We start from the raw sequence: 23,960 nt of genomic DNA, 5'->3' as shown, positions 1-23,960 counted from the left end.
ACTTCGACGCTACCGCGAACGCTTTCCGATCCGTTTCAGACGCGCCGACTGACGCGCCAGATCGCCTTACATGGAGTATTTCACGCGTTTTTCCCGCAGGACTTCCTCGATCTGACTGCGCGTGGGCACCGGCAGTGCCGATTCATGTGAAATGGTCACCGCTGCCGCGGCGTTGGCAATGCGGCATGCTTCGATCAGGTCGTGCCCCTCCAGCAGTGCGGCCGACATGATCGCGATATGCGTATCGCCCACACCGACCGTGTCAACGGTAATGGAATCGAATGCGGGAATCTGCACGCGCGGCGAGTTCTCGTCGACCTGTACTTCGCACCCCATCACGCCCAGGCGACGCACGATTGCGGCGTCGGGGCGTATGACATGTCGAATCGCAGTGCCAGGCTCAGTAGTTGCCAGAATCCGGCTCAACGTGGAGGCCTGGCGGATATTCATGGTCAGAACATCCACACGTTTCAGCAGTCGGCGCCACGCCCACACTGGTACCTGCTCCACAGCCGGTGACACGGAGACAACCAGCGTGACATCATCGGGCAGGTCTGCTCCCCATCCGGACAGGACGCGCGCACTGGACTCGTTGACCAGGTCAGCGCCACCGATATGGACAAGGTCCCCCTCGTGCAGCTCAATACGGTCGAGGGCGGCGCGCGATGGCTCAGATTCAACGCCTGACGTAGCGACGGACGTGGTCGAGCCGTCGTTTTCCACCAGCATGATGGCAGCGCCGATGTCGCCCACCAGTTCATCAGTCACGATCTGGACGCCAGCGTGGGCAAGCTGGCGGCGCACGGTGAAGGAGTTCGGTCCGGTTCCCAGTGGTGAGGCCAGCAGCGCGGGGATCCCGTAGGCTGCCACGGCTGACAGCGTGGTGAAACCACCTCCCGGTCGTGACATGGCGCTGTCTGCCCGCACGGATGTTCCCCGCTCGGGGATGTGATCAACGTGCAGCGGGAGCGACAGCACGATGGAATCTGTCGAGATGAAACGACCGGTCATGCCATTACCGTACCTTCTGTTCCTGCGTGAGTCATAGGACGCACATATGGGAACGCCAGAATCTGACGAATCGTGCTGCCGGTCAACAACATGACCAACCGATCCATTCCGATTCCCACACCTCCGGTCGGCACCAATCCCAGGTCGAGGTCATCGAGAAATGCCGTGTCGATGCTCATTGCCTCAGGGTCTCCCGCTGCTGCCGCCAGCGACTGTTCAACGAAACGTTCGCGCTGGTCAATAGGGTCTGTCAGCTCTGTGTAGGCCGTGCCTAACTCCATGCCAAAAGCCACCAGGTCCCACCGTTCGGCAAGACGGGGGTCGTCGCGATGTTTGCGGGTCAGTGGCGAAGAGGATGCTGGGAAGTCGCAGTAGAACGTCGGCTGAACCGTTTGCGCTTCAACTAGGTCATCGTAGAGTACCGCGATCAGTGCTCCGTGGTCGACAACGGGTGGTACGTCAATGCCGTGCGCGTGACAGAGGCCGATCAGCTCATCATCGTCCGAATCCGGTGTCACTGTGGTGTTCGTGGCAGCACTGATCGCCTCATGGACACCAATCACAGGCCACTCACCTGACAGGTCGTATTCGACCATGTCTACACCGTCGTAGCGGCACACCGTCTGCAATCCCTCGGTACCGAATGACCCTGCCGGCCGCAGACATACGCATTGTCCGTTGACTTCCAGGGCGCAGCGTTGGATGAGTTCCTGGGCCAGATGACGCATCGTTGTGTAGTCGCCGCCCGCTCGGTAGGCCTCCAGGGAGGTGAACTCGGGATTATGGGTCATGTCCGCCCCCTCGTTCCTGAAGGAGCGTCCCATTTCGAAAATGGCGTCCATACCCGCCACAGCCAGTCGCTTCAAGTACAGTTCGGGAGCTATCCGCAAGAATACGTTGGAACCATAGGCATTCAGGTGTGTAATAAATGGCCGAGCATTCGCCCCGCCCTTAATCGGATGCAGGATTGGCGTTTCCACTTCGGTAAATCCGTTGTGCGCCAGCACAGCGCGCGTAGTGGCCATCACGCGCGAGCGTTTGCGCAGAAGATCCACCGCAGTGGAGTCTGTCAACAGATGTGTCACACGCTGGCGGGAGCGGGTCTGAGCATCCAGCGTCGTGCCGTGGGCAGGCAGAGGACGCAACGATTTTGCCGCCATCGTCCACGTTGCCACCCGCACCGTCGGCTCGCCAAAGCGTGTACGTCCTGGGTGCCCTGTTACTGCCACCGAGTCTCCGATGTCACACAGGCCCCACAGTTCGAACACTGCCGGTTCCGTCGTGGATTGTTCCAGCATGATCTGAATCGTCTGCCCGCCTCGGTCAAGGTCGGCGAAGATGATGCCGCCATGATCTCGGATGGCACGGATGCGCCCACCGGTAGTGACCTCGTCAGGGGACCAGGTATCATCGGCACACTGCCGCGCTTGAGCGCGCACCTGATCAGGGAGAAGCCCCAGCGACAGTGACGGGGGCCACGGTTCCATGCCGCTTTGGCGCAGACGCTCAGCCTTGGAGCGGCGGACGCGTTCTTGCTCCGTGAGTGCACGCTGCGGCACAACAGCCTGATGGGCTTCCTGCTCGATGGCGTGCACTGCCCGGCGGTGTTCGTCATCAATGCCCCATGACTGTCCATGGTCAATGTCAGCCCATACGGGCAGGAAACCCTCTAGTCCACCGGCTGCAGCCAGAACATGTGTGATTTCTGCGAACGTGCGATAGCACATATAACGAGGAAACCACTCGGGGCGGTAGCGGGAATTGGATTCATACAGGGACTCGAGCTGCCACCATTTGGATGCGGCGCGCATGATGCGCCGGAGCAGCCGGGCACGCCACGTGGCATCAACCGCCTCGCCCTCGCGAAAAATGCGACGGAACATCGCAAAGTTCAATGAGATCGCGTTGATCGGCCCGTCAGCGCAGTCCGTTATCAGGGCGACAATCATGGCTTCAATGATGCCGTTTGTCGCTGTAGCTGATCGACGCATCAGGTTCAGTGACAGCCCCGTATTGCCCCACGGCACGAATGTCAGAATTGCTTCGATAGTGCCGTCACCTGCGCGGGCAACGACTACTCGTGTGCGTGAATCCACCGGGTCGAACATGCGGTCCAGCGCCATGGAAAAGCCGCGTTCGTCGCCTCTGCGATACTCGTTGGCGACCCGTTCCAGGCAGCAGCGTTCCTCGGCGTCGATCTCTCCGAGTTGGCGGATCGAAATATCGATACCGGCGCGTGCCACTCGGCGAACCGCATGGGCAAGGTCTTTCATGTAGGGATCACGCAATTCGAAGTCGCGGACGTGGACGATTGCTTCATCCCCCATGGCTCGCACGGCAAACCCCTGCTGTCGGTAGGCACGCGCTCCTGATTCGGAGGCAGAAAGAACGGCCGGAATCCATCCGAAGCGGGCGCAGCGCAGGCGCCACTGCGCGATCGCGTTCTGCCATGATTGGGGATCACCCAGCGGGTCGCCGGCAGCCATGCAGACACCAAACAGAACCGAATAGGATACGCCGGCACGTTGATCTGTTGACAGCACCAGGGACCGGTCACCACGGGTTGCGAAGTACCCGAGCGAATCTGTTCCCCAACGGGCCAGCAGTTCGCGCGTTTTCAGGTCATCTCCGCAAGTGCGTCCCGGCGTTTTCTGCCCGCGCAGGAAGTAGGCCAGTGCCAACAGATAGATCAGCGCTGACCATAAAGACAACGCCAGTGCAAGGGGGCGCGGCCCTATCGGCTCGCTACCGTCGGTCAGTGTCAGCGACACGAAGCCCAGAGAGCGTGAAATCACCCATCCGGGTCCAGCAGTGGTATGCGACCACGGTCCCCACGTCACCAGCACAATTCCCCACACGATCGAAGTGCCGATCCCTGTGATCAGAATGACCAAGGCACCGACGAGGGACCCGCGCACAATGTGCGAGGGAAACGAGGCCCGATAGTGCAACAGCGCCACCATCACGATGAGCGCCACGAGCGGCGAGATCAGTAAGGACGGCATATCCAGCCACACAGCGCTACCGTCCGCAACGAAAAGGATGATGAACAACACGGACGTGAGGGCGCCAATGATCTGGAAAAAGGCGATGGCCCATAGTACGACGCGTTTTCGTCGCGATGCGGCCAGCGCGATTGACCCACACACTACTGCTTCGAACAGGCCGGCACCCGACGGCAAGTTCAACGCGCTCGTGATCAACATGCCGATTTCAACGACGCGCGGAGCGATCAGGTGGATCAGCACCGACAGGAGGGACCAGATCATCGTAATGGCGTAAATGTCCGAGACGATGGTCGGTATTCTCAGCGCGCGGGCGGTGGCCTGCTCGCTGGCTGGTGGAAGCGGACTGCGTTTCGATGTGGACGGTGTTACGTTCACTGCTCGACCACGACAGGCACAATCATCGGGCGGCGACGCAGCTTGCGCGCCACCCACCTGCCCAGAACGCGCCGCATGGCCTGCTGCAGTTTGTAGGGATCCTGTCCTCCTGGCGCTGCTGCCTGGCGCAGTGCGTCATCCACATCAGGCAGGATCTCGTCGAAAACAGAATCGTCCTCAGCCATGCCGATCGCGCGGATCGTCGGCGGTGCGAGCACCATCCCTGAATCATGTTCCACCACGGCGTACACGCTGATGAACCCTTCGGCTCCCAGCGTGCGACGCGTCTCGAGTTCGTCGTCGGAAATTTCACCGATCGAGCGTCCGTCGACGTAGATGTATTCACATGGAACCGCGCCCACAACGCGCGCTTTCCCATCGATCAGGTCAACGACCACGCCGTCTTCAGCCAGCACGACATTTTCCGGGGAGACACCTGTCTTGACGGCCAGCTGTCCGTTGGCCACCAGGTGGCGGATCTCGCCGTGAATCGGCATGACGTTGGCTGGCTGCACGAGGTTGTAAGCGTAGATGAGTTCACCGGCAGAGGCGTGACCGGACACGTGAACCTTCGCATTGGCCTGGTGCACGACTTTTGCGCCCAGTCGAGTCAGGTCGTTGATGACCCGATAGACCGAGTTTTCATTGCCCGGGATCAGTGAGGAAGCGAACACCACAGTGTCGCCCGGTTCGATCGTGACGAATCGGTGCGATCCTACGCTCATGCGTGACAGCGCGGCCATCGGTTCGCCCTGCGAGCCGGTCGCCATGTAGACGCGCTGCTCTGGAGGCAGCTCCCCTATCATCGAGCGTTCGATCAGGACACCCTCGGGAATTGACAGGTAGCCTTTTTCTTCCGCGATGCGCATATTGCGTTCCATTGACCGTCCCACGAGGGCAACCCTGCGTCCACTGCGCGCCGCCGCATTGATGACCTGTTGGACGCGGTGCACGTGCGAGGCGAAGGAGGCCACGATGATCTGGCCGGTCGCATCTGAGAAAACCTGGTTGAGGACGGGGCCGATTTCGCGTTCAGGAGTGATGAATCCTGGCACCTCGGCGTTTGTGGAGTCCACCATGAACAGGTCGACGCCTTCTTCGCCGAACCGGGCGAATGAACGCAGGTCGGTCAGGCGGTGGTCGAGGGGCAACTGGTCCATCTTGAAGTCGCCGGTCATCAGAACTTTGCCGGCGGGAGTGCGCACGAACACTGCGAGCGCATCCGGAATGGAGTGCGTCACCGCAATAAATTCCAGGCTGAACGGGCCAACCTCGGCAGTGTCATGTTCATCTACGACGTTCAGGGGAGGGTTCTCCAGGCGGTGCTCGCGCAACTTGGGCTCAACGAACGACAATGTCAGGTCCGACCCATAGATCGGGATGTCAGAGCGCAGTTTGAGCAGGTAGGGGACGGCGCCGATGTGATCTTCGTGGCCGTGGGTCAGTACCATCGCCTCCACATCGTCGAGGCGCTCCTCAATCCACGAGAAGTCAGGCAGAATCAGGTCAACACCTGGCTGACTTTCTTCGGGGAAGAGAACGCCGCAGTCGACGATGAGCAGCTTTCCGTCATATTCGAGGACGGTCATGTTGCGGCCGACCTCACCGAGACCACCGAGGGGCACGATCCGCAGGGCGCCCGCGGGTAGGGGTGCCGGTTCGGTTAAGTTTTCGTACAGGGACTTCATGGGGCAAGTGTCTCACGCATTGGACCGCGCTGAAAGCGGCGGCGCGCGTCCAGATGTTTTCCCACGCTATTTCACAGCAGGTTCATGCGTTCCATGACGTGACGCAGGCGCGTGAGCTCCTCATCAGATGCCGGCACGAGCGGCAGGCGGACGGCCGGTGTGTCGATGATTCCCTGCAGTGCCAGTGCGGCCTTCGCCATCACTGTCCCTTGTCCGCCTCCCATGATGACGTCGACCAGTGGGCGCAGTTCGAAGTGGATTTCGCGCGCTTCCCACACCTGGTTGTCATCCAGCAAATCAATCATCCGGCGGTATTGAGCGGCGGCAACGTGGGCAACCACTGAGATCAGTCCTGATGCGCCGGCCACCAGCCAGTTGAAGTTCTCACCGTCATCACCCGAGTAGTATTCCAACCCTGTGCGATGCATACGTGCCGATCCTCGTTCCACCTGACCGGTCGCATCCTTCACGCCTTTGATGCGGTCGTATTGGGCCAGCTCATCGAGCGTCTCGTCACTAAACGCCAGGCCGGTGCGCCCCGGAATGTCGTAGAGCATGATCGGCAGGTCGGTCGCGTCCATGATGGCGCGCACGTGCGCAATCAGTCCAGCCTGGGAAGGTCGGTTGTAGTACGGGGAGACGACCAGCAGACAGTCAGCTCCGCATGCCTGCGCTCCTTCCGCGATGCGCACGGCGTGAGCAGTGTCGTTCGAGCATGCGCCGCACATGATGTGAGCGCGCTGCCCCACAGCTTCCTTGACAGCTCTGGTCAGTTCGTCCTTTTCAGGTTGGTGGGTGGTCGGTGATTCACCCGTCGTACCCGACAGAAGGATCGTGTCGCATCCGTCGTCGACCAGTTTGGTGGCCAGCCTGGCTGCTGCCTCGGCATCAAGTGAGCCATCCTGGTGAAAAGGGGTCACCAGTGCGGGCGCGAGGGATCCGAATGTACGTGACGGAAGATGTTTCATGTTTCACAGTCTAGGAGATGGCGTCACGAGGGGCCGCGTTGTTTCAGTTGGTGGATTCTGCAGGGTGGTCGCACCCTTCAGGGCCGCGAGCACCGGCACTGTCTGCTTGCGCATTCGGCCTGCCACCGCCACCTGATCCCGCGGAGTCGAGTCCTGCCCACCACAGGTGCTGCGTCATCGGCGTTCCTGCCACATCGAGCCGTCTGAGCAGCCCTGCCGGCGCAAAACCTGCTGACTGGAAGAATCTGACACGCGCTTCATCGTTGGGGCTGATCCACACCTGGAGACTGCGGGCAGACAGCCCCGCTTCCCGCGCGGTATCCACAATCGCGGCCAGCATGCGGGAGGCGTGTCCAGAGCGCCTGAATCTCTCGTCCACGTCGAGGGCGGCCAGCTCAAGGCCGTCTGGGATATCAGGTGCCTTCGCATGGTCAATGTGATGGGACGGTGCCGGCTGCGCGACCACGAACCCGACAACGCGGCTGCCGTGCAGCGCCACCATTGTGGAGCATCCCGGCGGTGGTATGCGTGAGAGCGTGTCATTCCAGGCGCGCTGCACCTCCAGAGGCGAAACGTCGACGGACGCTCCCCCTACGGCGCGGGCAACGCTGCGCAGGGATGCCACCTGAATGGCAGCAATGTCGGCTGCATCCGGGGCGGTTGCGGGGCGTACTGAGACGCGGCTATCAGCGTTGCTCATAGTGTCATGAGCTGATCGACACCGACGGTCAAACCGGGCTGTTCGTGCACGTGACGGATAGCGAACAGGACGCCGGGCATGAACGATGCGCGATCGAAGGAATCGGTGCGAATGACGAGCTGCTCGCCCTCGTTTCCCAGCAGGATTTCTTCATGTGCGACCAGTCCACGCAGCCGCACGGCGTGCACGGGGACACCGTCAATGACGCCGCCGCGAGTTCCTTCAGGGTCGGTGCGGGTCGCATCGGGCATCGGATCGCATCCTGCTTCGCGGCGGGCACGGGCAATGCGTTCAGCTGTGGCGCGAGCCGTGCCCGAGGGTGCGTCCAGCTTGTTCGGATGGTGCATCTCGATCACTTCAGCCGATTCGAAGTACGGCGCGGCCATTTCGGCAAATTTCATCGCCAGAATTGCTGACATCGCAAAGTTCGGCGCGATGATGACGGATCTACCTGCGCGTTCGGCGTGCTCCGCGACGCGCCCGCGAGACTCATCGGTCCAGCCCGTTGTCCCCACCACGACGTTTACGCCGCAGTCCAGCAACGCATGCACATTATCTTCTGTCACGGCCGGAGCGGTGAAATCAACAGCGACCGTCGCCTGGTTGAGTGTGTCGGTGGTGATCTGGTCATCGACGTCGATGCGCGCGACAACCTCCATGTCTGGTGCTGCGCTGACGGCCTCAACGACGGTCGCACCCATGCGTCCTCGAGCACCAACGACTGCAACTCGCAGTGTGTTCATCTCTCCTCCTTCGCCGCGGTGGCCTGCGGCTGTCTTAGCTGCGCGCGTTCGGCAGCACGACCGCGCGGCCCTGCTCGGCGTTGACCAGCTCAGCTGCCAGCGCTCGCACGTCTTCCTGGGTGACTGCGTTGATGCGGGCCAAGCCCTGATCGACCGTGAAATACGTGCCGGTCAGCTCGGCGTTACTCAGCCGGCCCATCCGTGACAGGTTATCTTCCAGCCCCAGGGCGATCGCGCCGCGCACGTGTCCACGTACTCGAACGATCTCTTCCTCGGTCGGCCCGTCAGAAGCCAGAGCCTGCAGTTGTTCGTTCATGAGCTGTTCAACCTGCTCCACGTGTGCGGGCGACGTGCCGGCATACATCCCGAATGCGCCTGCATTCGAGTAGCGCATGTTGAAGGCATATGTCGTGTAAGCCAGGCCGCGTTTTTCACGGATCTCCTGGAACAGGCGTGACGACATCGACCCGCCCAGGATAGACAGCAGTACTGACATCGCAGGGATGCGGTCATCACCGACCTGCAGCGCAGGGCATCCGACGATCACATGAGCCTGTTCGACGTCGCGGTGACGTTCCTGGACAGTGGGTTGTGCCAGCTGTGCCGGTGTTGTGTCACGCCTGGGAGCAGGTCCGAGGTCTCCCTCGTCCCCACGCCACCCTGCCCGGTCGAGCGAAGCAGCAACGAGGTCGACGATGTGGTCGTGTTCAACGTTTCCGGCAACGGAGACGATGAGGCGGTCTGGACCGTAATGGGACTGGTAGTGCTCCCACACGTCGTCACGGCTGACGGCTCGGATTGCTTCAGGAGTTCCGCCGACCGGTTTGCCCAGCGTTGTGTCACCGAAAACTGCGGCAGCGAATGCTTCGTGGACTGCATCGAGCGGTGAGTCCTTCGCCATCGCCAGTTCGTCAAGGATCACGCCTTTTTCCACGTCGAAGGCGTCGGGCACCAGCGATGAGGAGGTCACCATGTCGGTGAGGACACTCAGCGCCATATCCACATCCGCGTCACGCACCCGCGCATAGTACTGCGTGTGTTCCTTGTCGGTTTCCGCGTTTGTTTCACCGCCGACCGCGTCGAATGCGACCGCAATATCGAGCGCACTCATCGTTGGTGTGCCTTTGAACAGCAGGTGCTCCAGGAAGTGTGTGGCTCCAGCGTGAACAGGGCTTTCGTCGCGCGAGCCGACCGGCACACACAGCCCGATTGCCGCTGAGCGCGTGGCGGGGACGTGCTGAGTGATGATTCTGACGCCGCGTGGCAGGATCGTGCGCGTCACCGTCGTTTCATCATCGCTGACGGTCATTGACGAGGCCGCTGCCTGCGCGCCGCCGAGTGGAAGATCGATACCAGTTATGGTTGGTGCGGTCACTAACGAGATTCCTTTGGTGCATTCGTTGATGTGCCATTTGACGCGGATGGCGTAATTGACGAGTCGGGCAGGTCAAGCGGGTCGGCACCCTGGCGCGCCTGCTTCGACGTCATCTTGGAGCCTTCAGTTGCGGAGGCGCCGACAGGTGCGATGTCTTGTGGCGGATCGCTTTCCAGGCTCGAGCGGGACTTGAGCGGAGCCGTTGTGCGTGTTTTGGCGCTTGCCGTCTTGTCGTTGCGACTGGCTGAGGTGTCAGCGTTGGACTCCTTGGCGCTGGTGCCCAGGTGCTTTTCCGACGGGATGCCGCCGGTGAGTGCGATGATCAGAGCGATCAGAAGTGCGAGAGCCATGATGGCGAAGAACCACGTCATCCATCCGAATCCCACTTCAATACCCCATGCAGATGTTGCGGCGCTGGCGATTCCGACGATCACGGCGGCGGCAACCGTCATGCACAATGCCCACATATAGAAGCTGCGTGGTGACTGGCGGGTAATAGCGCGCGCAAAGCCGAGAACTGTGGCAACCAACAGAGCTGGGCAGGCGATGACAATGATGCTGCCGACCGTCATCGGTGCGACGTAGCCGGGGTCTGCGGTTTCAATGCCGCCGGTGGACATCAGTATCAGCCATGCCAGCGTATCCAAGACAAAAAGGGCGCCGAATAAGACCGGATCCGTGAAGCGCTTCATGAGCTGTCCTTTCGTTGGTTCGCAGCTGTGTTGCACGCGTCAGACTTAGCTTATGCCATTGAGCCGCGACGCACCCGCCTGTGACCATACCGGCGTTGTTCGACGCAGGCCTTCGGCCAGCCCACGAAGAAGGCGCGGCACCCGCAGTCGGGTGCCGCGCCCTGCCGAGTCAGCGCTACTTAGCGTTCAGACTTATTCAGCGTTCTCACTTACTCAGCATCGTCGGAGGAGTCAGTGGAATCTGACTGATCCTTCGAGTCTGCGTCGTGAGAGCCGCCCTCGTCGTTGTGATGACGACGGGTGCGGGTGCGCTGGCGACGCTCTCCACGGCCGCGTCCGCGACCGCGTCCGGAGCGCTCTGAACGATCATCCTGGTCCTTGTCGGACTGTCCGGACTTGTCCTTACGCGGTTCCGGCTCGAATTCAGCGGCCTCTCCGTCAACGACGGCATGCAGAGACAGCTTGCCACGGTCACCGATTTCAGCGATCTCAACCTCGATCTGCTGGCCCACCTGCAGCACGTCATCGACAGATTCAATGCGCTTGCCACCGACCAGGCGACGAACCTGCGAAATGTGCAGCAAACCGTCCTTACCTGGCGTCAGGGAGACGAATGCGCCGAAGGATGTCGTCTTGACGACGGTGCCGACGAAGCGCTCACCCACCTCAGGCATCTGCGGGTTTGCGATCTGGTTGACCATGGTGCGTGCCGCTTCTGCAGAAGCACCATCGGAGGAAGAGATGAACACTGTGCCGTCATCTTCGATGACAACTTCAGCGCCTGTCTCGTCCTGAATCTGGTTGATCATCTTGCCCTTGGGTCCAATGACCTCACCGATCTTGTCGACCGGAACCTGGACGGTGATGATGCGAGGCGCGTTGGCGGACATCTCATCGGGGCCGTCGATCGCGTCGTGGATCAGCTTGAGGATCGCCAGGCGGGCATCGCGAGCCTGTGCGAGCGCGGAACGCAGGAGCTGTGAATCAATGCCGTCCAGCTTGGTGTCCAGCTGCAGAGCGGTGATGAATTCGCTGGTGCCCGCGACCTTGAAGTCCATGTCGCCGAAGCCGTCTTCTGCGCCGAGGATGTCGGTCAGGGTCACGGCCTTCTGCTCACCGTCAATTTCGCCGGTCATCAGGCCCATTGCGATACCGGCGACGGGTGCGCGCAGCGGCACGCCAGCCTGCAGCAGTGACAACGTTGAGGCACACACCGATCCCATTGAGGTGGAGCCGTTCGAGCCCAATGCCTCGGAGACCTGACGGATGGCGTAGGGGAATTCTTCGCGCGTGGGCAGAACCGGCTTGAGTGCGCGTTCAGCCAGGTCACCGTGACCGATTTCGCGGCGCTTCGGGGATCCGACGCGGCCGGTGTCACCGGTGGAGAATGGCGGGAAGTTGTACTGGTGCATGTAGCGCTTGGAGGTAATCGGGCTCAGGTTGTCGAGCTGCTGCTCCATGCGCAGCATGGCCAGCGTGGTCACACCCAGGATCTGGGTTTCGCCGCGCTGGAAGAGTGCTGAACCGTGGACGCGAGGCAGCAGACCGACCTCAGCGAACAGGGAGCGGATCTCGCGCGGATTACGGCCATCCATGCGGATGCCTTCACGCAGTGTGCGCTCACGAATCGTCTTCTTCTCCAAGGCGCGGAATGCAGCCTTGAGGTCCTTCTCGCCTTCAGGGAACTGTTCCTCAAGTGCTGCCAGAGCCTCGTCGCGCACAGCGTCAACGGCCTCGTCGCGAGCAAGCTTGCCTTCAGTCTTGAGGGCCTCGGCCAGCTTGTCACCCACCTGCTTTTCGAGGGCGTCGTACTCTTCGTCGGTGTAATCAAGGAAGAGCTCAAATTCGCCTGTTTCCTTGGAGGCCTTCTCTGCCACCTTCATCTGTGCTTCGCACAGCGCGCGAATGAATGGCTTAGCGGCTTCCAGGCCGTCGGCAACGACATCTTCAGTCGGCGCGGTGGCACCGTTTTGGATGAGTTCCCATTCGTTCTCGCCGCCGCCGGCTTCCACCATCATGATGGCCACGTCATCCGTGCCGTCCTCGTTGGTGACGATGCGGCCGGCGACCACGATGTTGAACACGGAGCGCTGCAGCTCGGACCAACGCGGGAATGCGACCCACTGGTCATCGATCAGAGCCAGGCGCGTACCACCGATCGGGCCAGTGAAGGGCAGGCCCGCGATCTGGGTGGACATCGACGCCGCGTTAATGGCGAGGACGTCGTATGCGTCATCGGGGTGAACCGCAAGAACGGTCTCAATGATCTGGACTTCGTTGCGCAGGCCCTTGACAAATCCGGGGCGCAGCGGGCGGTCGATGAGACGTGCAGCCAGAATGGCTTCAGTTCCGGCGCGGCCTTCGCGACGGAAGAATGATCCGGGGATGCGGCCAGCAGCGTAGGAACGCTCTTCCACGTCGACGGTCAACGGGAAGAAGTCGAACTGATCTTTGGGATTTTTCCCTGCGGTCGTGGTGGACAGGACGACTGTTTCGTCGTCGAGGTATGCCAGCGTTGAGCCGGCAGCTTGTTGCGCAAGCAGTCCGGTTTCAAAACGGACGGTGCGCTTACCGAATTTGCCATTGTCGATAATGGCTTCGGCAGCGGTGATTTCTTCGCCTTCCATCATGGGCGTAATACTCCATTTCTTGTTCTGGTCATGCGCCCGACGTCGGCCTTCGATCGAAGCCCACGGACCGGCATTTTCTGTTCATGCGTTCCGTAAGCCACTGTCGAAAACCGCTCGTTCAAGGCGCGCATTGTCGAGTCGGGATAGCAAAAGCGGCCCGGTTCCAGGTGGAGCCGGGCCGAGCTTTACTCAGCGACGCAAGCCAAGGCGGTCGATCAGTGAACGGTAGCGTTCAATATCGATGTCCGACAGGTATCCGAGGAGCCTGCGGCGACGACCAACCAGCAGCATCAATCCACGACGTGAGTGGTGATCGTGCGGGTGCGACTTGAAGTGCTCCGTCAGATCCTTGATTCGCTGGCTCAGCAGAGCAATCTGCACCTCGGGAGAGCCTGTGTCGCCCTCATGAGTTGCGTACTCAGCAATGATCTGGTCTTTAACATCTTTACTCAGCGGCACGTGTTCTCCTCAAATGTCTCGCTGCGCGGAGCATCGAAGCTTGTCTTCGTGCAATCCATCCCGCGGCCGATCTAACGGCGAATACAGGCTAACACGCCCCGCCCTCACTTCAGCCTGATCAGGGCGAAAATCACGCTGCGAGCGCGGTGAGATGGCGCACGTTCAGCTTTAATGTCTCATCATAAGAAATTCAGGTGGCGCCTGTTGATCAGGCAGGCTGAAATAACCATATGAGTATTGAATTGGATGGAACAGCGACATGGCTCCCTGCCCTCGAGCATCTCGATCTTCTCGCGGATCCTACCGCGAAGGCACTTCAGGAACTGGCCAAGCGCGAGCCGGAGCTGACTGCGCAGGCCCTTGTAGCCGATATTGATCCGGATTACGCCGATACCGAGGCGATGACTGAGCACTACCAGATGAATCTGGCTTTGTCGTGTAACTGCGTCCTCATTGCTGGCAAGCGCAACGGTGATGAACGCGTGGCTGCCGCTGTCGTGCGCGCAACGACGCGAGCCGACGTCAACCATGTCATCAAGAAGACACTGGACGTGCGCAAGTGCTCGTTTTGGCCGCAGGACAAAGCAGTGGAAGCCTCCGGCATGGAATACGGCGGCATCACACCTGTGGGCGTGCCGCCACAGTGGCGCCTGCTGTTGGATCCGCGCGTGACAGTCGACATGTGTGTCATCGGGTCAGGTCTGCGTCGCTCCAAGTTGGCGGTGCCCGGCGAGTTGCTGGCGGCCCTGCCCGGTGCCGAGGTGATCGAGGGACTCGCACAGCCGGTCAGCGAACAGGCCTGACGAGGCTCACATCCCATGCTGCTGTGAGCGACCACTCACATACGTGCTGTCGCCCTGCTAGCATCACGGTATGGATCCCGACGACGTGACCTTACCGACCAGCCTGCATCTGGGCGTCGCCACGTCCTCCCTTCAGATCGAGGGCGGCGACACCCACAACGACTGGCATGACTGGGCTCAAAAGCCCGGCACTATCCGCGACAACTCCGACCCCGCTACTGCGGTGGACCACTGGCAGCATTGGCGCGAGGACATCGAACTGATGCGCAACCTTGGCATTCGCGACTACCGAATGTCCTTGGAGTGGGCGCGCATCGAACCCGAAGAAGGTGTTTTCGACACTGACGCCATTGCCCATTACCGATACGAGCTCGAAGCACTCGTCGAAGCAGGGATCCGACCCCTCGTGACGCTGCACCACTTCTCTAATCCGCGCTGGTTTGCCCAGCGAGGTGAATTCACCCGCCACGAGAACATCACCTGCTTCATGCGTTTCGTCTATCGGGTAGTACGCGAATTTCGCAACCTCGTCACCGACTGGGTGACGATCAACGAACCCAATGTCTATGTCACGCAGGCGCACCTGTTCCAGGAAGGTCCCCCGGCAGATGTATCGTGGCGCAGCGTGCGCGCCTGCCTGCGCCACCTCGCTCAGGCTCACTGCCGCGCCTACATGCTGATCCACCGGCTGCAACCAGAAGCGAAGGTCGGTTTCGCGCACCACATGCGTGTTTTTGTGCCGCGCGTCGCCTCGAACCCGTCGCACAGGGTACTCACCCGCGTTGCCCGCTATGCGTTCCAGGACGCCATCGCACAGGCAATGCTGGTCGGTGAGTTTCCGGTCGCCCTCGGCACAAGTGGCGGAGTAAAACCGGGGCGCTACTACGACTTCCTGGGCATCAACTACTATTCGCGCAGCGCGATCGACAAGCTCGAAGATGGCACCATACCCGGTACCCCTGTCAACGACCTGGGCTGGGAGGTCTACTCTGACGGCATCGTCGAGGTGACACGCGAACTGGCTGAGCGCTACAACGCACCCGTATGGATCACTGAAAACGGCACGTGCGACAACGGCGATGCAAACGCCGATGAATCATTCCGCTGCCGCTTCATCTGGGATCACCTGAATGCACTGGCGCACAGTGGCCTGCCCGTCGAGCGCTACTACCACTGGTGCTTTACCGACAACTGGGAGTGGAGCGAGGGAATGACAGCGCGCTTCGGCCTGGTCAGTGTGGATCCTGCCACCGGTCAGCGCACGTGCAAACCCTCCGCCCTCATGTACCGCGACATCATTCGCGAAGGCGCACTGACACCGGATCTTTACGACACCTACGTTGCCGGCCAGCGTTACCGGGAGGATCCGCAATGAGCACCGCACCTGACCAGACCCACCACCACGATCACTTCGTTGATCCTCACGCGCGACCACCCGTCACCAAAGGCTGGATCGGTCGCTACGGATTGGCTTACCTGGGCATCAACCTGGCGTGGGCGGGTCCCAGCCAGCTCCTCATCGCCAAGCAGGTCCTTGACTTCTTCGGAGACAACGGCAAAGAGCAGTACCTTGCGCTGATCATGGCGGTCGGCGGTGCGGCCTCCATTATCGCCACCGCATTGTGGGGATTTGCCACCGACTGGACGCGTTCGCGTTTTGGACGTCGATCCCCGTGGGTGCTGATTGGCGCGGTAACAGCAGCTGCCTTGCTGGTGTGGATGGGCGGGGCATCCTCGTTCGTCAGTTTGCTGATCGCGTGGACGCTGTTCCAGATCATGATCGCAAGCGCCGTGGGGGCGAGCCAGGCGATGGCACCCGACCGAGTTCCGATCAACCAGTACGGCACAGTTTCGGGCGTCATGGGTCTGACGTACACACTCGCCCTGGTCCTCGGCACGGCAATCGGCACGGTCTTCGATGTCGCGCCGGCCTACTGGATTTCCGCTGCAGTCGTGGTGGTCCTGGTCGTACAGTTCCTGGTTTTCTACCGCGAGGTCCCCACTGGCGAGGGCGTCTTCGCGATCTCACCGACCACACCTGCCGCGACCGATGACACTGATGAGGATGTGAAGAAACCCGTCGGCGCTCAGGCGAATGCCGACCGTCCATATGCAGACTTTATCTGGGTGTTCATTGCGCGCATGGCGGTGACCCTGGGGAACGTGACGGCACTGTTCTACCTGTTCTACTACCTGAGAGATCGCATCAAGCTGGACGATCCAGATACGGGCGTGCTGATCCTGACCGGAATCTATGCGCTGGCCGTGGTGGTGTGCGCCGTGGTGGCCGGGTCGATTTCTGACAAGATGCACCGGCGCCTGATTTTCGTGGCCGGATCATCCGTTGGGGTTGCGGCCGCCTGCTTGATCATGGCGTGGGCGCACGCGTTCTGGGTGGTCATTATTGCCGCGCTGGTACTCGGCATTTCGTGGGGCGTGTACATGGCGGTCGATCAGGCGCTGATCAACGAGGTACTGCCAATCCCCGCGCAACGCGGACGCGATGTCGGAATCATGAATATCGCGGTTGTCACGCCAAATGCGCTGGCACCGGTCGTGGCAGCGGGAGCCTTGTCATCCCTGGGCGGCTATGCGGGCCTGTATATCCTGTCCGGAGCGCTCGCACTGACCGGCGCACTCGTGATTTATCGGGTGAAGAACGTGGCGTGAGCAGCTTTCCCGGTGCCGAGCAGATGTCTGCTCTCAGTCAGTTGGCCGTCACAGCATCAGGATCCACGCGTCCTGACACGCCGATCCCCAGCACCAATGCTGTTTGCCGCAGATCATCATCCATCTGAGCCGTCAGAGCATCGACCGAGTCGAACGCCTGCATCGCACGGATGCGTTCCACGAAATGCACCGCGATGCGCTCGCCATACAGGTTCAGGTCGGCGCGCCCCAGCACGTGCGCTTCAACGGTGCGCTTATCTCCACCGAACTGCGGGTTGGTGCCCACTGAAATCGCTGCCGGATAGAACTCACGCGCCGTCGTATTCGGCACCGAGCGCACGACCCATCCGGCATACACACCGTCCGCAGGCACCACACCGTCGATCCCCTCGGACAGATTGGCAGTCGGAAAACCGAGTTTGCGTCCGCGTTTAAATCCGTGCTGAACAACGCCACGCACTCGGTGCTGTCGGCCCAAAACATATGCCGCCTGAGCAACGTCACCCTCGTCAAGTAGTTCACGAACCCAGGACGACGACCAGCGCCGACCTTGCGGGCTGATGATGTCAGCGACCATCACCACATCAAAGCCGTATTCTCTGCCCAGTTCACGCAAGGTTTCGACCGTGCCGGCGTTGTCTTTGCCAAAACGAAAGTCCTCACCAACCACAACTTCCACAGCACCCAGTACCTCAACGAGCGTGAGCTGGACGAACTCGCGCGCCGTCAGCGAATAGAAGGAGCGGTCATAGTGGATGACAAGCGTGTGATCAAGGCCGGCAGCATCCATCGCGCTCAGGCGATCTTCCAGTGGGCTGATCAGCTGCATATGCGAGTCGGGCTGGTGGACTTGCCGGGGGTGCGGGTCAAAGGTGCAGGCCACTGCCGCCACCCCGCGTTTGCGCGCACGGTCCACGCAGGCGGAGATCACACGCCGATGACCGCGGTGCATACCATCGAAGTTGCCGATGGTCACCACGGAGGCGAAATCTCGTGGCACTTGGTCAATTGACGTCCACACCTGCATGTCTTACCACACCCTTATCGTGCGCAGAGCACCGTTTTGTACCTTCACCAGGCCTAAAGGCCGGCCTTCACAATACACGCCGATCGGCTGGTCCACATTCATATCAGCCAGCTGCGCGCCGCTGCGTTCAGGCGGATTCCCGTGAGCAAAGCGCGCGGCCTCCTCCTGAGAAATCTCAAGGGTGTCAAAGAGTCTGCTGACGGCCTCACCAATGGGAATGATCGGCACGTCGGCTCCTTCAGCGGTCAGCGCTTCAAGCCGATCCAGTGGCGCAGCATCGTCCAGAGTGAATGCCCCGGCCTGCAGCCGGCGCAAAGCAGTCAGGTGTGCAGCTGTGCCGAGCTGTTCGGCAATGTCGCGGGCAATGGCTCGCACGTAGGTGCCGGCCGAACATTCAACGTGAATATCACAGTCCACCACCGGCACGCCTGCCTCCGCTGCGGTCGGGCGGAGCGGACCAGTCAGGTCAATCGCGCTGATATGAACCTCGCGCGGAGGGATGTGGACGTCTTCTCCTTCGCGCACCAGGGCGTGCGCACGCTTCCCACCGATCTTGATGGCAGAGACGGCAGAGGGCACCTGCCACCCGCGTTCACGCACCACACGGGCAGCGTCGGCCACCTGATCGACTGTTACATCGCTGGCTCCTGGGCACTCCGTGACCTGCCCATCTGCGTCCTCGCTGGTTGTCCCGATTCCCAGACGCATGGTGGCGTCATAGATCTTCGTACTGGCGCTCAGGTAGGTGAGCAGCCGCGTCGCTTTGCCGATACCGATCACCAGCACACCGGTCGCCATCGGGTCGAGCGTACCGGCGTGCCCGACTTTACGGGTGTGCGCCAGTCGTCGCACACGGCTCACCACGTCGTGACTGGTCATCCCTTGGGGCTTGTCAACGATCAGAATTCCCGAGGGTGGCTGTGGCTTCTGCTTCGAATCGGTAGGTGTCATGGATCTGGGCGGGCCTATATTTCGTCGGTGTCGGCGTCGGCCTCGTCGATGTCTGATTGATCGACGTATGTGTCGTCAGCGCCTCCCTCGTCGGCGTATTCCTCGTCGTCTTCTTCGGGATGACGGTAGGGGTCTGCCTCACCGGCATAACTGGCACCTTGAGCACCGCGCGCGATCTCCTCATCACGCGCACGAGCCTTGCCCAATGCATCTTCAATGGAGGCGGCCGTCTCTGGAAGCGCGTCGAGGATGAATTCGAGCGTCGGGGTCAATCGAATGCCCAATGCCTTGCCCACTTCGGAGCGAATCAGCCCCTTGGCGGATTCGAAAGCGCGCGCCGTTGCTGCGCGTTCCTCGTCATCACCCAGGACGGTGTAGAACACGGAGGCGTGCTGCAAGTCTCCTGTGACGCGCACATCTGTAATGGTCACGAACCCCAGGCGCGGATCCTTGATGCGTCGGCCCAGCAAGCGTGCGACCGTCTGATGAATCCGGTCCTCCACCTTATGTACTCGCGATTCATCTGCCATGGTGATGCCTCCTGTGCTGGTAAACAAACGTTGCGACCCTCTATCGTACGTGTCTGCGCCGTCGTGTTCCTAGTGATCGTGTCCATCACCTCATGTTCACCGTCAGCACATCGGTGGCTGCATAATAGGAGCCGTGATCACTGAGCCGCACGCAGATTTTTCCGCCATCCATTTCCTCGCGCTGTCCGCTGCGCGCCATGCCGGGCGCGACAATCTCATCGAGCTGCATCTGGATCCTGCAGCGCACACCTACTCGGAAGCCTCGCGCCGCACCCTGGCTCACAGCCTCGACGACGCGCTGCGCGCTGCTCAGGTCTTACTGGACTGGAATGTCGGACCCACCTGCCGCGTCATTATCATGGCGCCGAACTGCGCCTGGCATATGCTCGTGCACGTGGCCTGCTCCGCAATAGGAGCCATCACTGTGCCGCTCGATCAGCACCTGCAGGCCGGGGAATTAGCCGCCATCCTGGTCAACTGCGAGCCGGATGTCATCATCTGCGGGGATGCTCAGATTGACCGCGTTGAGCGCGCGACCACCTTGAATATCGACACCGACAACGCTTCCCACCCGGCCCGCCAGCCACGCGTCGTGACAGTTGACCAGTGGAGTCGCGCGGTTGCTGAGACCTCTCCCCTGCCGCTTGCTGATGTGGCGGCACTGCCTGCGGACACGGTCGGCGCAATTTTGTACACCTCGGGAACGGCCGCTCATCCCAAGGGCGTCACACTCACCCATGAGAACCTGTGGTGGGGCACGCGCAATTTCCGCGACGTCTTCGAATATGGTCCACGCACCGTCGAAGCCGTCAGCGTTCCCCTGTCCCATATCGGTGGTTTCAACGGCACCACGCTGGACCTAGCGGTCTCGGGCGGAACGGTGATCATCGTGGATGCGTTCCATCCGGCTGCACTGGTCGAAGCCCTGGGCAGCTACCAGGTGGAGATGATGTTCGCCGTTCCCACGATGTACCGCATGATGTGTCAGGTTCCCACTTTCACCTCGGATGGGTTGCCCTCATTCACGCGCCCTTTGATCGGTGGCGCACCCGTACCGGCTGACCTTGCCGCCATGTTGCGCGAACGAGGCCTTGAACCGTTCAGCGTATGGGGGATGACTGAGCAGGCAGCGTCAGGTACGTGCCTAGTTCCCGGTCTTCCAGCCGACCGCTCCACAACCAGCGGTTTTCCTTTCCCGCACACACGTATCGGTATCGAGATGGTGGATGGGCTGGACGCACACGCTGTCCCAGTTGAAGGTACCCGGGCGGGCGAGTCCCCCTCGTCAGTTGCGAGCGTTCTGCCGCCCAGCTCGCGCGAGGGAGACATCCGTGCGAACACTATTGGTGAACTCATCTGCACCGGCCCATCCGTCACCCACGGGTACTGGAATGACGAGGAACTCAACGCGGCATCGTTGAGGGGCCCGTGGCTGCGCACCGGCGACTTGGGTTTCATTGACGAGGACGGCTTCGTTCACATCGTGGGGCGCAAAGTGGCCACGGTGAACACAGGCGGCGAAAAGGTGCTCCCTCACGAGGTTGAACAGGTGCTCACGCGCATGGACGGAGTCCGATCCGCGCATGTGGTGGGTGTGCCCGATGTGAAGTGGGGCGAAGCTGTCAGCGCGGTACTGGTCATGGATGAGGGGTGCGAAGCGCCATCGCTTCACGATGTACGTGAGTTTGCCGGTCGATATCTTGCGCGCTTCAAAGTGCCTCAGCGCCTGGCGGTAGTTGAGTCACTGCCGGTATCGTCCAACGGCAAGGTCACCGTCTGCGCGCTTCGCGCAGTGTTCGCACCAGGTGACTAGCAGGGCGGTGTGTGTACCGGAAGTGTGTGTACCAGACATGTGCGTGTACGGGGCACATTGGCATTGAATCCAATGAACGGGTGAATGTGCGCGCATACGCACGCGTCGCGTTCTGTCGCAGTGTGGACGCGTATCGGTAAAAGAACATTGCATGACGGTGCAGCGGCCGGTGTACAGAGCAAATGTAAATTTGCGGAAATTTGCTGTCAGGTATGGACAAAGGTCCTGTTTTCCGTTTACATTCCTAGGTGTGGACGAAATTGCACAAGCGCAAGAGCGGGTCAAGCGTCAAGTGGCCCAAGCTCAACAGCACGCAGAAACCGCAACAGAATTTCGTCGCCGAGCAGAGCAAGTGACCGGACAGGGCACCAGTCGCGACCGTCTCGTGCGAATCACGGTGAATTTTCAAGGTCATCTCAGAAGTACAGATATCGATAGTCATGCCCAGGGCGTGCCAGCCGATCACATCGCCTACGACGTGATGGAGGCTTACAACGCGGCGCGCACGGACCTTCGCGGTCAGGTGCACACGATCGCGGGCGAACTGTTTGGTGAGGATTCTCCGATTGTCTCAAGATTGATAGGTGAAATGTGAGCGACCTCGAGATCAGAACAGACGAACTGTCCCAGCACAAAGCACACGTAGCACAGGTGGCCAGCGCTGTTGACCTGGCTAAGCAGGCCTCATATGAAGCGGGTATAGGCGGCACCGCTTTTGGGCTTCTCTGCACCCCGATCTTGCTGCCTCCGTTGTTGATCATGGAAAGCGCAGCGCGCCGAACCATGCAAAGCGCAACCGACGCCTTGGAGAGGACGTCCAGGCAGCTCGGACTGACCACTGAAGACTTCAACTCTCAGGAAGCGGACCTGACACGCGGGTTCAAAGCTGAGGTAAACGTATGGGGTAAGCGAGGTCGCCATGAGTAATTCTTTGGTTGCTGAACGCCAGGAATCCACAGGGCAGCTGGCCGGTACGCTGCTGATCGAAGATGGTGAGGCCCTCGTCAAGGCCTTTGAATCGAAGGACTGGGTCAGTGGCGGCGTCGCACTCTTTTCAACCGCGCTGGATATCGGTGCCTCGGTCCTCGACCCGCTGGGCACACTGATTGCGATGGGTCTGGGGTGGCTCATCGAGCATGTTCACCCTCTGGACGAATGGCTCGATGCGTTCACCGGTGATGCCGACCAGGTGGCCGCCTACAGCGCGACGTGGAAAAACATTCACGCTCAGCTCGCTGAAGCCGGTACGCTTCTGCAGAACCACACCCGCGTCGACCTGTCCGATATGCGCGGTGAGACCATTCAGGCGCTGAATGCCCTCGAAGGCGACATCGCCAAGACCGTTGAGAAAGCCGGACGTTGGGCAGATGCAATGGGCACGGCACTGGAAGTAGCCGCGTCCCTCGTCCAGATCGTTCATGACCTGGTCCGCGACGCGCTCTCACAGATCATCGGCGCTTTTGCTTCAGCAGTGATCGAAGCAGTCGCGACCGCTGGTTTGGCACTGCCGGCGATCATCCAGCAAGTCACCGCCAAAGTATCCAGCCTGGCCACTCGCATCAGCGAAACGATCAACAAGGTGATCGAGTCGATCGGCAACCTCAAAGGCCTCCTGGGTCAGCTTGCGGGCCTGTTCGACAAAGTGAGCGGCATGCTCAATCAGTTCCTGGCCACCCCCGGTGGTCAGGTTCTGAAAGATGTCGGCACCAAGCTTCTCACCACTGGTGGAAACGCGCTGCTCAACAAGATCACGGGTGGCTCACAGGGTGGCGGCCTCTTTGGTTCTCAGCGTCAGATGATGGATCCTGCGGCGTACGGTCGAGGCACCTCGTTGAACCGAGGTTCAGGATATTACGGTGGCGGAGCATATGGCGGCTTGGGTTACTCAGACTACTATGGCACCCACTACGCCTCAGCTTTGCCGAGTTCCTATCACGCAGGCTCCTACGGCATGCCAGGCTCCTATGACGTGTCGGGCGCCCATAGCGCGTCTGATGTGAGAATGAGCCACTCTGCTGCCTTCGCGGGTATCCGGCACAACGGTGATATCACTCCTGACTCACGCATCCCGGTGGCTCCGGCAGGTGCAGAAGCTGTCCACGCGTCTTCATCTGCTCCCACGCAGTCGGGCCGTCTGGGCTTCCACGCCGCTGAATCGTCAGCCGCGTCCTCTGCCTCCTTGGCAGCTCGTGGTGGCGCCGCGGCGACTGGACGCGGCTTCATGGTTCCGCCGATGGCGATGGCAGGCGCCGGTGGTTCGATGGCGGCAGCAGCCTCGTCCGGATCTGGTTTCAGGGGAGCGCATGCGTCCCGGCAGATTATCAACGAGGAGAATTTTCAGTCATTGTTCGACACCGAGCCAGAAGCTCCTGCTTCGAACGTGCCAGTCATCACTGGTAGCCATCACACTGAACACGCCTTCTCGCCGAGGTCATAACTTCTGGTCGCCGACGCACAACGCGCGCCTTGACTGGCTCATCAGCCAGCTTCAAGGCGCGCGTTGTGTAAAGTATGAGG

20 protein-coding genes are annotated in these 23,960 nt (G+C 60.9%); 7 read left to right on the top strand and 13 right to left on the bottom strand.

All coding sequences use genetic code 11. From position 1 onward, the window contains the following. Positions 1–66: 66 nt before the first annotated feature. The 10 genes from QP093_RS03015 to rpsO all read right to left on the bottom strand — a co-directional run bounded on the left by QP093_RS03015 (position 67) and on the right by rpsO (position 13,649). Positions 67–1,011 carry a PfkB family carbohydrate kinase gene (locus QP093_RS03015; RefSeq protein ID WP_285014595.1) on the bottom strand — a complete coding sequence of 315 codons (945 nt, stop codon included), beginning with the start codon at positions 1,009–1,011 and terminating at the stop codon, positions 67–69. Next, entirely contained in the window at positions 1,008–4,394 is a 3,387-nt protein-coding gene (gene lysX, locus QP093_RS03010) for a bifunctional lysylphosphatidylglycerol synthetase/lysine--tRNA ligase LysX (protein ID WP_285014594.1), read from the bottom strand. The genes QP093_RS03015 and lysX overlap by 4 nt, the downstream gene beginning before the upstream one ends. Continuing rightward, positions 4,391–6,082 carry a ribonuclease J gene (locus QP093_RS03005; protein WP_070725933.1) on the bottom strand — a complete coding sequence of 564 codons (1,692 nt, stop codon included), beginning with the start codon at positions 6,080–6,082 and terminating at the stop codon, positions 4,391–4,393. The genes lysX and QP093_RS03005 overlap by 4 nt, the downstream gene beginning before the upstream one ends. Positions 6,083–6,153: 71 nt before the next feature. After that, positions 6,154–7,050 (bottom strand): 4-hydroxy-tetrahydrodipicolinate synthase, encoded by an 897-nt coding sequence (gene dapA, locus QP093_RS03000; RefSeq protein ID WP_285014593.1) that lies wholly within the window; start codon positions 7,048–7,050, stop codon positions 6,154–6,156. A 43-nt stretch (positions 7,051–7,093) separates the two neighbouring features. Beyond that, on the bottom strand, positions 7,094–7,750 hold the full coding sequence (locus QP093_RS02995; RefSeq protein WP_070725937.1) for a GNAT family N-acetyltransferase: 657 nt from the start codon (positions 7,748–7,750) through the stop codon (positions 7,094–7,096). Next, positions 7,747–8,493 carry a 4-hydroxy-tetrahydrodipicolinate reductase gene (dapB, locus tag QP093_RS02990; RefSeq protein ID WP_285014592.1) on the bottom strand — a complete coding sequence of 249 codons (747 nt, stop codon included), beginning with the start codon at positions 8,491–8,493 and terminating at the stop codon, positions 7,747–7,749. Before dapB ends, QP093_RS02995 begins: the two co-directional genes overlap by 4 nt. 34 nt (positions 8,494–8,527) lie before the next feature. After that, positions 8,528–9,853 (bottom strand): M16 family metallopeptidase, encoded by a 1,326-nt coding sequence (locus QP093_RS02985; RefSeq protein WP_371935769.1) that lies wholly within the window; start codon positions 9,851–9,853, stop codon positions 8,528–8,530. A 14-nt stretch (positions 9,854–9,867) separates the two neighbouring features. After that, a complete protein-coding gene (locus QP093_RS02980; RefSeq protein WP_058236433.1) occupies positions 9,868–10,560 on the bottom strand; it encodes a hypothetical protein in 693 nt (230 codons plus the stop codon). Between the two features lie 209 nt (positions 10,561–10,769). Continuing rightward, positions 10,770–13,190 carry a polyribonucleotide nucleotidyltransferase gene (locus tag QP093_RS02975; RefSeq protein WP_058236432.1) on the bottom strand — a complete coding sequence of 807 codons (2,421 nt, stop codon included), beginning with the start codon at positions 13,188–13,190 and terminating at the stop codon, positions 10,770–10,772. Between the two features lie 189 nt (positions 13,191–13,379). Further along, on the bottom strand, positions 13,380–13,649 hold the full coding sequence (gene rpsO / locus QP093_RS02970) for a 30S ribosomal protein S15 (protein WP_058236431.1): 270 nt from the start codon (positions 13,647–13,649) through the stop codon (positions 13,380–13,382). Between the two features lie 230 nt (positions 13,650–13,879). On the opposite strand from rpsO, the gene QP093_RS02965 reads away from it, so the two are divergent. The 3 genes from QP093_RS02965 (at position 13,880) to QP093_RS02955 (ending at position 17,122) form a co-directional block, all read left to right on the top strand. After that, positions 13,880–14,452 carry a YbaK/EbsC family protein gene (locus tag QP093_RS02965; RefSeq protein WP_285014591.1) on the top strand — a complete coding sequence of 191 codons (573 nt, stop codon included), beginning with the start codon at positions 13,880–13,882 and terminating at the stop codon, positions 14,450–14,452. Positions 14,453–14,522: 70 nt separating this feature from the next. After that, a complete protein-coding gene (locus QP093_RS02960; RefSeq protein ID WP_285014589.1) occupies positions 14,523–15,827 on the top strand; it encodes a glycoside hydrolase family 1 protein in 1,305 nt (434 codons plus the stop codon). Beyond that, positions 15,824–17,122 carry an MFS transporter gene (locus QP093_RS02955; RefSeq protein ID WP_285014588.1) on the top strand — a complete coding sequence of 433 codons (1,299 nt, stop codon included), beginning with the start codon at positions 15,824–15,826 and terminating at the stop codon, positions 17,120–17,122. Before QP093_RS02960 ends, QP093_RS02955 begins: the two co-directional genes overlap by 4 nt. Before the next feature lie 37 nt (positions 17,123–17,159). Here QP093_RS02955 and QP093_RS02950 read toward each other — a convergent pair whose 3' ends face one another. Genes QP093_RS02950 through rbfA form a run of 3 tightly spaced genes read right to left on the bottom strand, consistent with a single transcriptional unit; the run spans position 17,160 to position 19,630 of the window. Next, positions 17,160–18,149: a bifunctional riboflavin kinase/FAD synthetase gene (locus QP093_RS02950; protein ID WP_058236427.1), complete on the bottom strand. Its 990-nt coding sequence runs from the start codon at positions 18,147–18,149 to the stop codon at positions 17,160–17,162. Between the two features lie 3 nt (positions 18,150–18,152). After that, positions 18,153–19,100 carry a tRNA pseudouridine(55) synthase TruB gene (truB, locus tag QP093_RS02945; RefSeq protein WP_285014585.1) on the bottom strand — a complete coding sequence of 316 codons (948 nt, stop codon included), beginning with the start codon at positions 19,098–19,100 and terminating at the stop codon, positions 18,153–18,155. A 14-nt stretch (positions 19,101–19,114) separates the two neighbouring features. Next, positions 19,115–19,630 carry a 30S ribosome-binding factor RbfA gene (gene rbfA / locus QP093_RS02940; RefSeq protein WP_092648451.1) on the bottom strand — a complete coding sequence of 172 codons (516 nt, stop codon included), beginning with the start codon at positions 19,628–19,630 and terminating at the stop codon, positions 19,115–19,117. Positions 19,631–19,763: 133 nt separating this feature from the next. On the opposite strand from rbfA, the gene QP093_RS02935 reads away from it, so the two are divergent. The 4 genes from QP093_RS02935 to QP093_RS02920 all read left to right on the top strand — a co-directional run bounded on the left by QP093_RS02935 (position 19,764) and on the right by QP093_RS02920 (position 23,880). Next, entirely contained in the window at positions 19,764–21,443 is a 1,680-nt protein-coding gene (locus tag QP093_RS02935; RefSeq protein ID WP_285014582.1) for a class I adenylate-forming enzyme family protein, read from the top strand. Positions 21,444–21,693: 250 nt separating this feature from the next. Next, the gene (locus QP093_RS02930) at positions 21,694–22,038 is read left to right on the top strand and encodes a YbaB/EbfC family nucleoid-associated protein (protein ID WP_058236423.1); all 345 of its coding nucleotides are present in this window, start codon (positions 21,694–21,696) and stop codon (positions 22,036–22,038) included. Then, on the top strand, positions 22,035–22,370 hold the full coding sequence (locus QP093_RS02925) for a hypothetical protein (RefSeq protein ID WP_058236422.1): 336 nt from the start codon (positions 22,035–22,037) through the stop codon (positions 22,368–22,370). The genes QP093_RS02930 and QP093_RS02925 overlap by 4 nt, the downstream gene beginning before the upstream one ends. Next, complete coding sequence (locus QP093_RS02920; RefSeq protein ID WP_285014579.1) at positions 22,363–23,880, top strand: collagen-like triple helix repeat-containing protein; 1,518 nt, start codon at positions 22,363–22,365, stop codon at positions 23,878–23,880. Before QP093_RS02925 ends, QP093_RS02920 begins: the two co-directional genes overlap by 8 nt. Positions 23,881–23,960: the final 80 nt, after the last annotated feature.

Origin of the sequence: Pauljensenia sp. UMB10120 (genome assembly GCF_030212035.1) — a bacterium.
Classification (GTDB): Bacteria; Actinomycetota; Actinomycetes; order Actinomycetales; family Actinomycetaceae; genus Pauljensenia; species Pauljensenia radingae_A.
The sequence above is the reverse complement of the archived record's forward strand: the minus strand, read 5'-3'. Positions and strand labels throughout refer to the sequence as shown.

Bases quoted from the DNA above. Each gene is read 5' to 3' on its own strand.
- QP093_RS03015 (WP_285014595.1), bottom strand. From the start codon at position 1,011: ATGACCGGTCGTTTCATCTCGACAGATTCCATCGTGCTGTCGCTCCCG.
- QP093_RS02960 (WP_285014589.1), top strand. From the start codon at position 14,523: ATGGATCCCGACGACGTGACCTTACCGACCAGCCTGCATCTGGGCGTC.
- QP093_RS02950 (WP_058236427.1), bottom strand. From the start codon at position 18,149: ATGCAGGTGTGGACGTCAATTGACCAAGTGCCACGAGATTTCGCCTCC.
- QP093_RS02955 (WP_285014588.1), top strand. From the start codon at position 15,824: ATGAGCACCGCACCTGACCAGACCCACCACCACGATCACTTCGTTGAT.
- QP093_RS02965 (WP_285014591.1), top strand. From the start codon at position 13,880: ATGAGTATTGAATTGGATGGAACAGCGACATGGCTCCCTGCCCTCGAG.
- QP093_RS02980 (WP_058236433.1), bottom strand. From the start codon at position 10,560: ATGAAGCGCTTCACGGATCCGGTCTTATTCGGCGCCCTTTTTGTCTTG.
- QP093_RS03005 (WP_070725933.1), bottom strand. From the start codon at position 6,082: ATGAAGTCCCTGTACGAAAACTTAACCGAACCGGCACCCCTACCCGCG.
- dapA (WP_285014593.1), bottom strand. From the start codon at position 7,050: ATGAAACATCTTCCGTCACGTACATTCGGATCCCTCGCGCCCGCACTG.
- dapB (WP_285014592.1), bottom strand. From the start codon at position 8,493: ATGAACACACTGCGAGTTGCAGTCGTTGGTGCTCGAGGACGCATGGGT.
- rbfA (WP_092648451.1), bottom strand. From the start codon at position 19,630: ATGGCAGATGAATCGCGAGTACATAAGGTGGAGGACCGGATTCATCAG.
- QP093_RS02995 (WP_070725937.1), bottom strand. From the start codon at position 7,750: ATGAGCAACGCTGATAGCCGCGTCTCAGTACGCCCCGCAACCGCCCCG.
- truB (WP_285014585.1), bottom strand. From the start codon at position 19,100: ATGACACCTACCGATTCGAAGCAGAAGCCACAGCCACCCTCGGGAATT.
- QP093_RS02920 (WP_285014579.1), top strand. From the start codon at position 22,363: ATGAGTAATTCTTTGGTTGCTGAACGCCAGGAATCCACAGGGCAGCTG.
- QP093_RS02975 (WP_058236432.1), bottom strand. From the start codon at position 13,190: ATGATGGAAGGCGAAGAAATCACCGCTGCCGAAGCCATTATCGACAAT.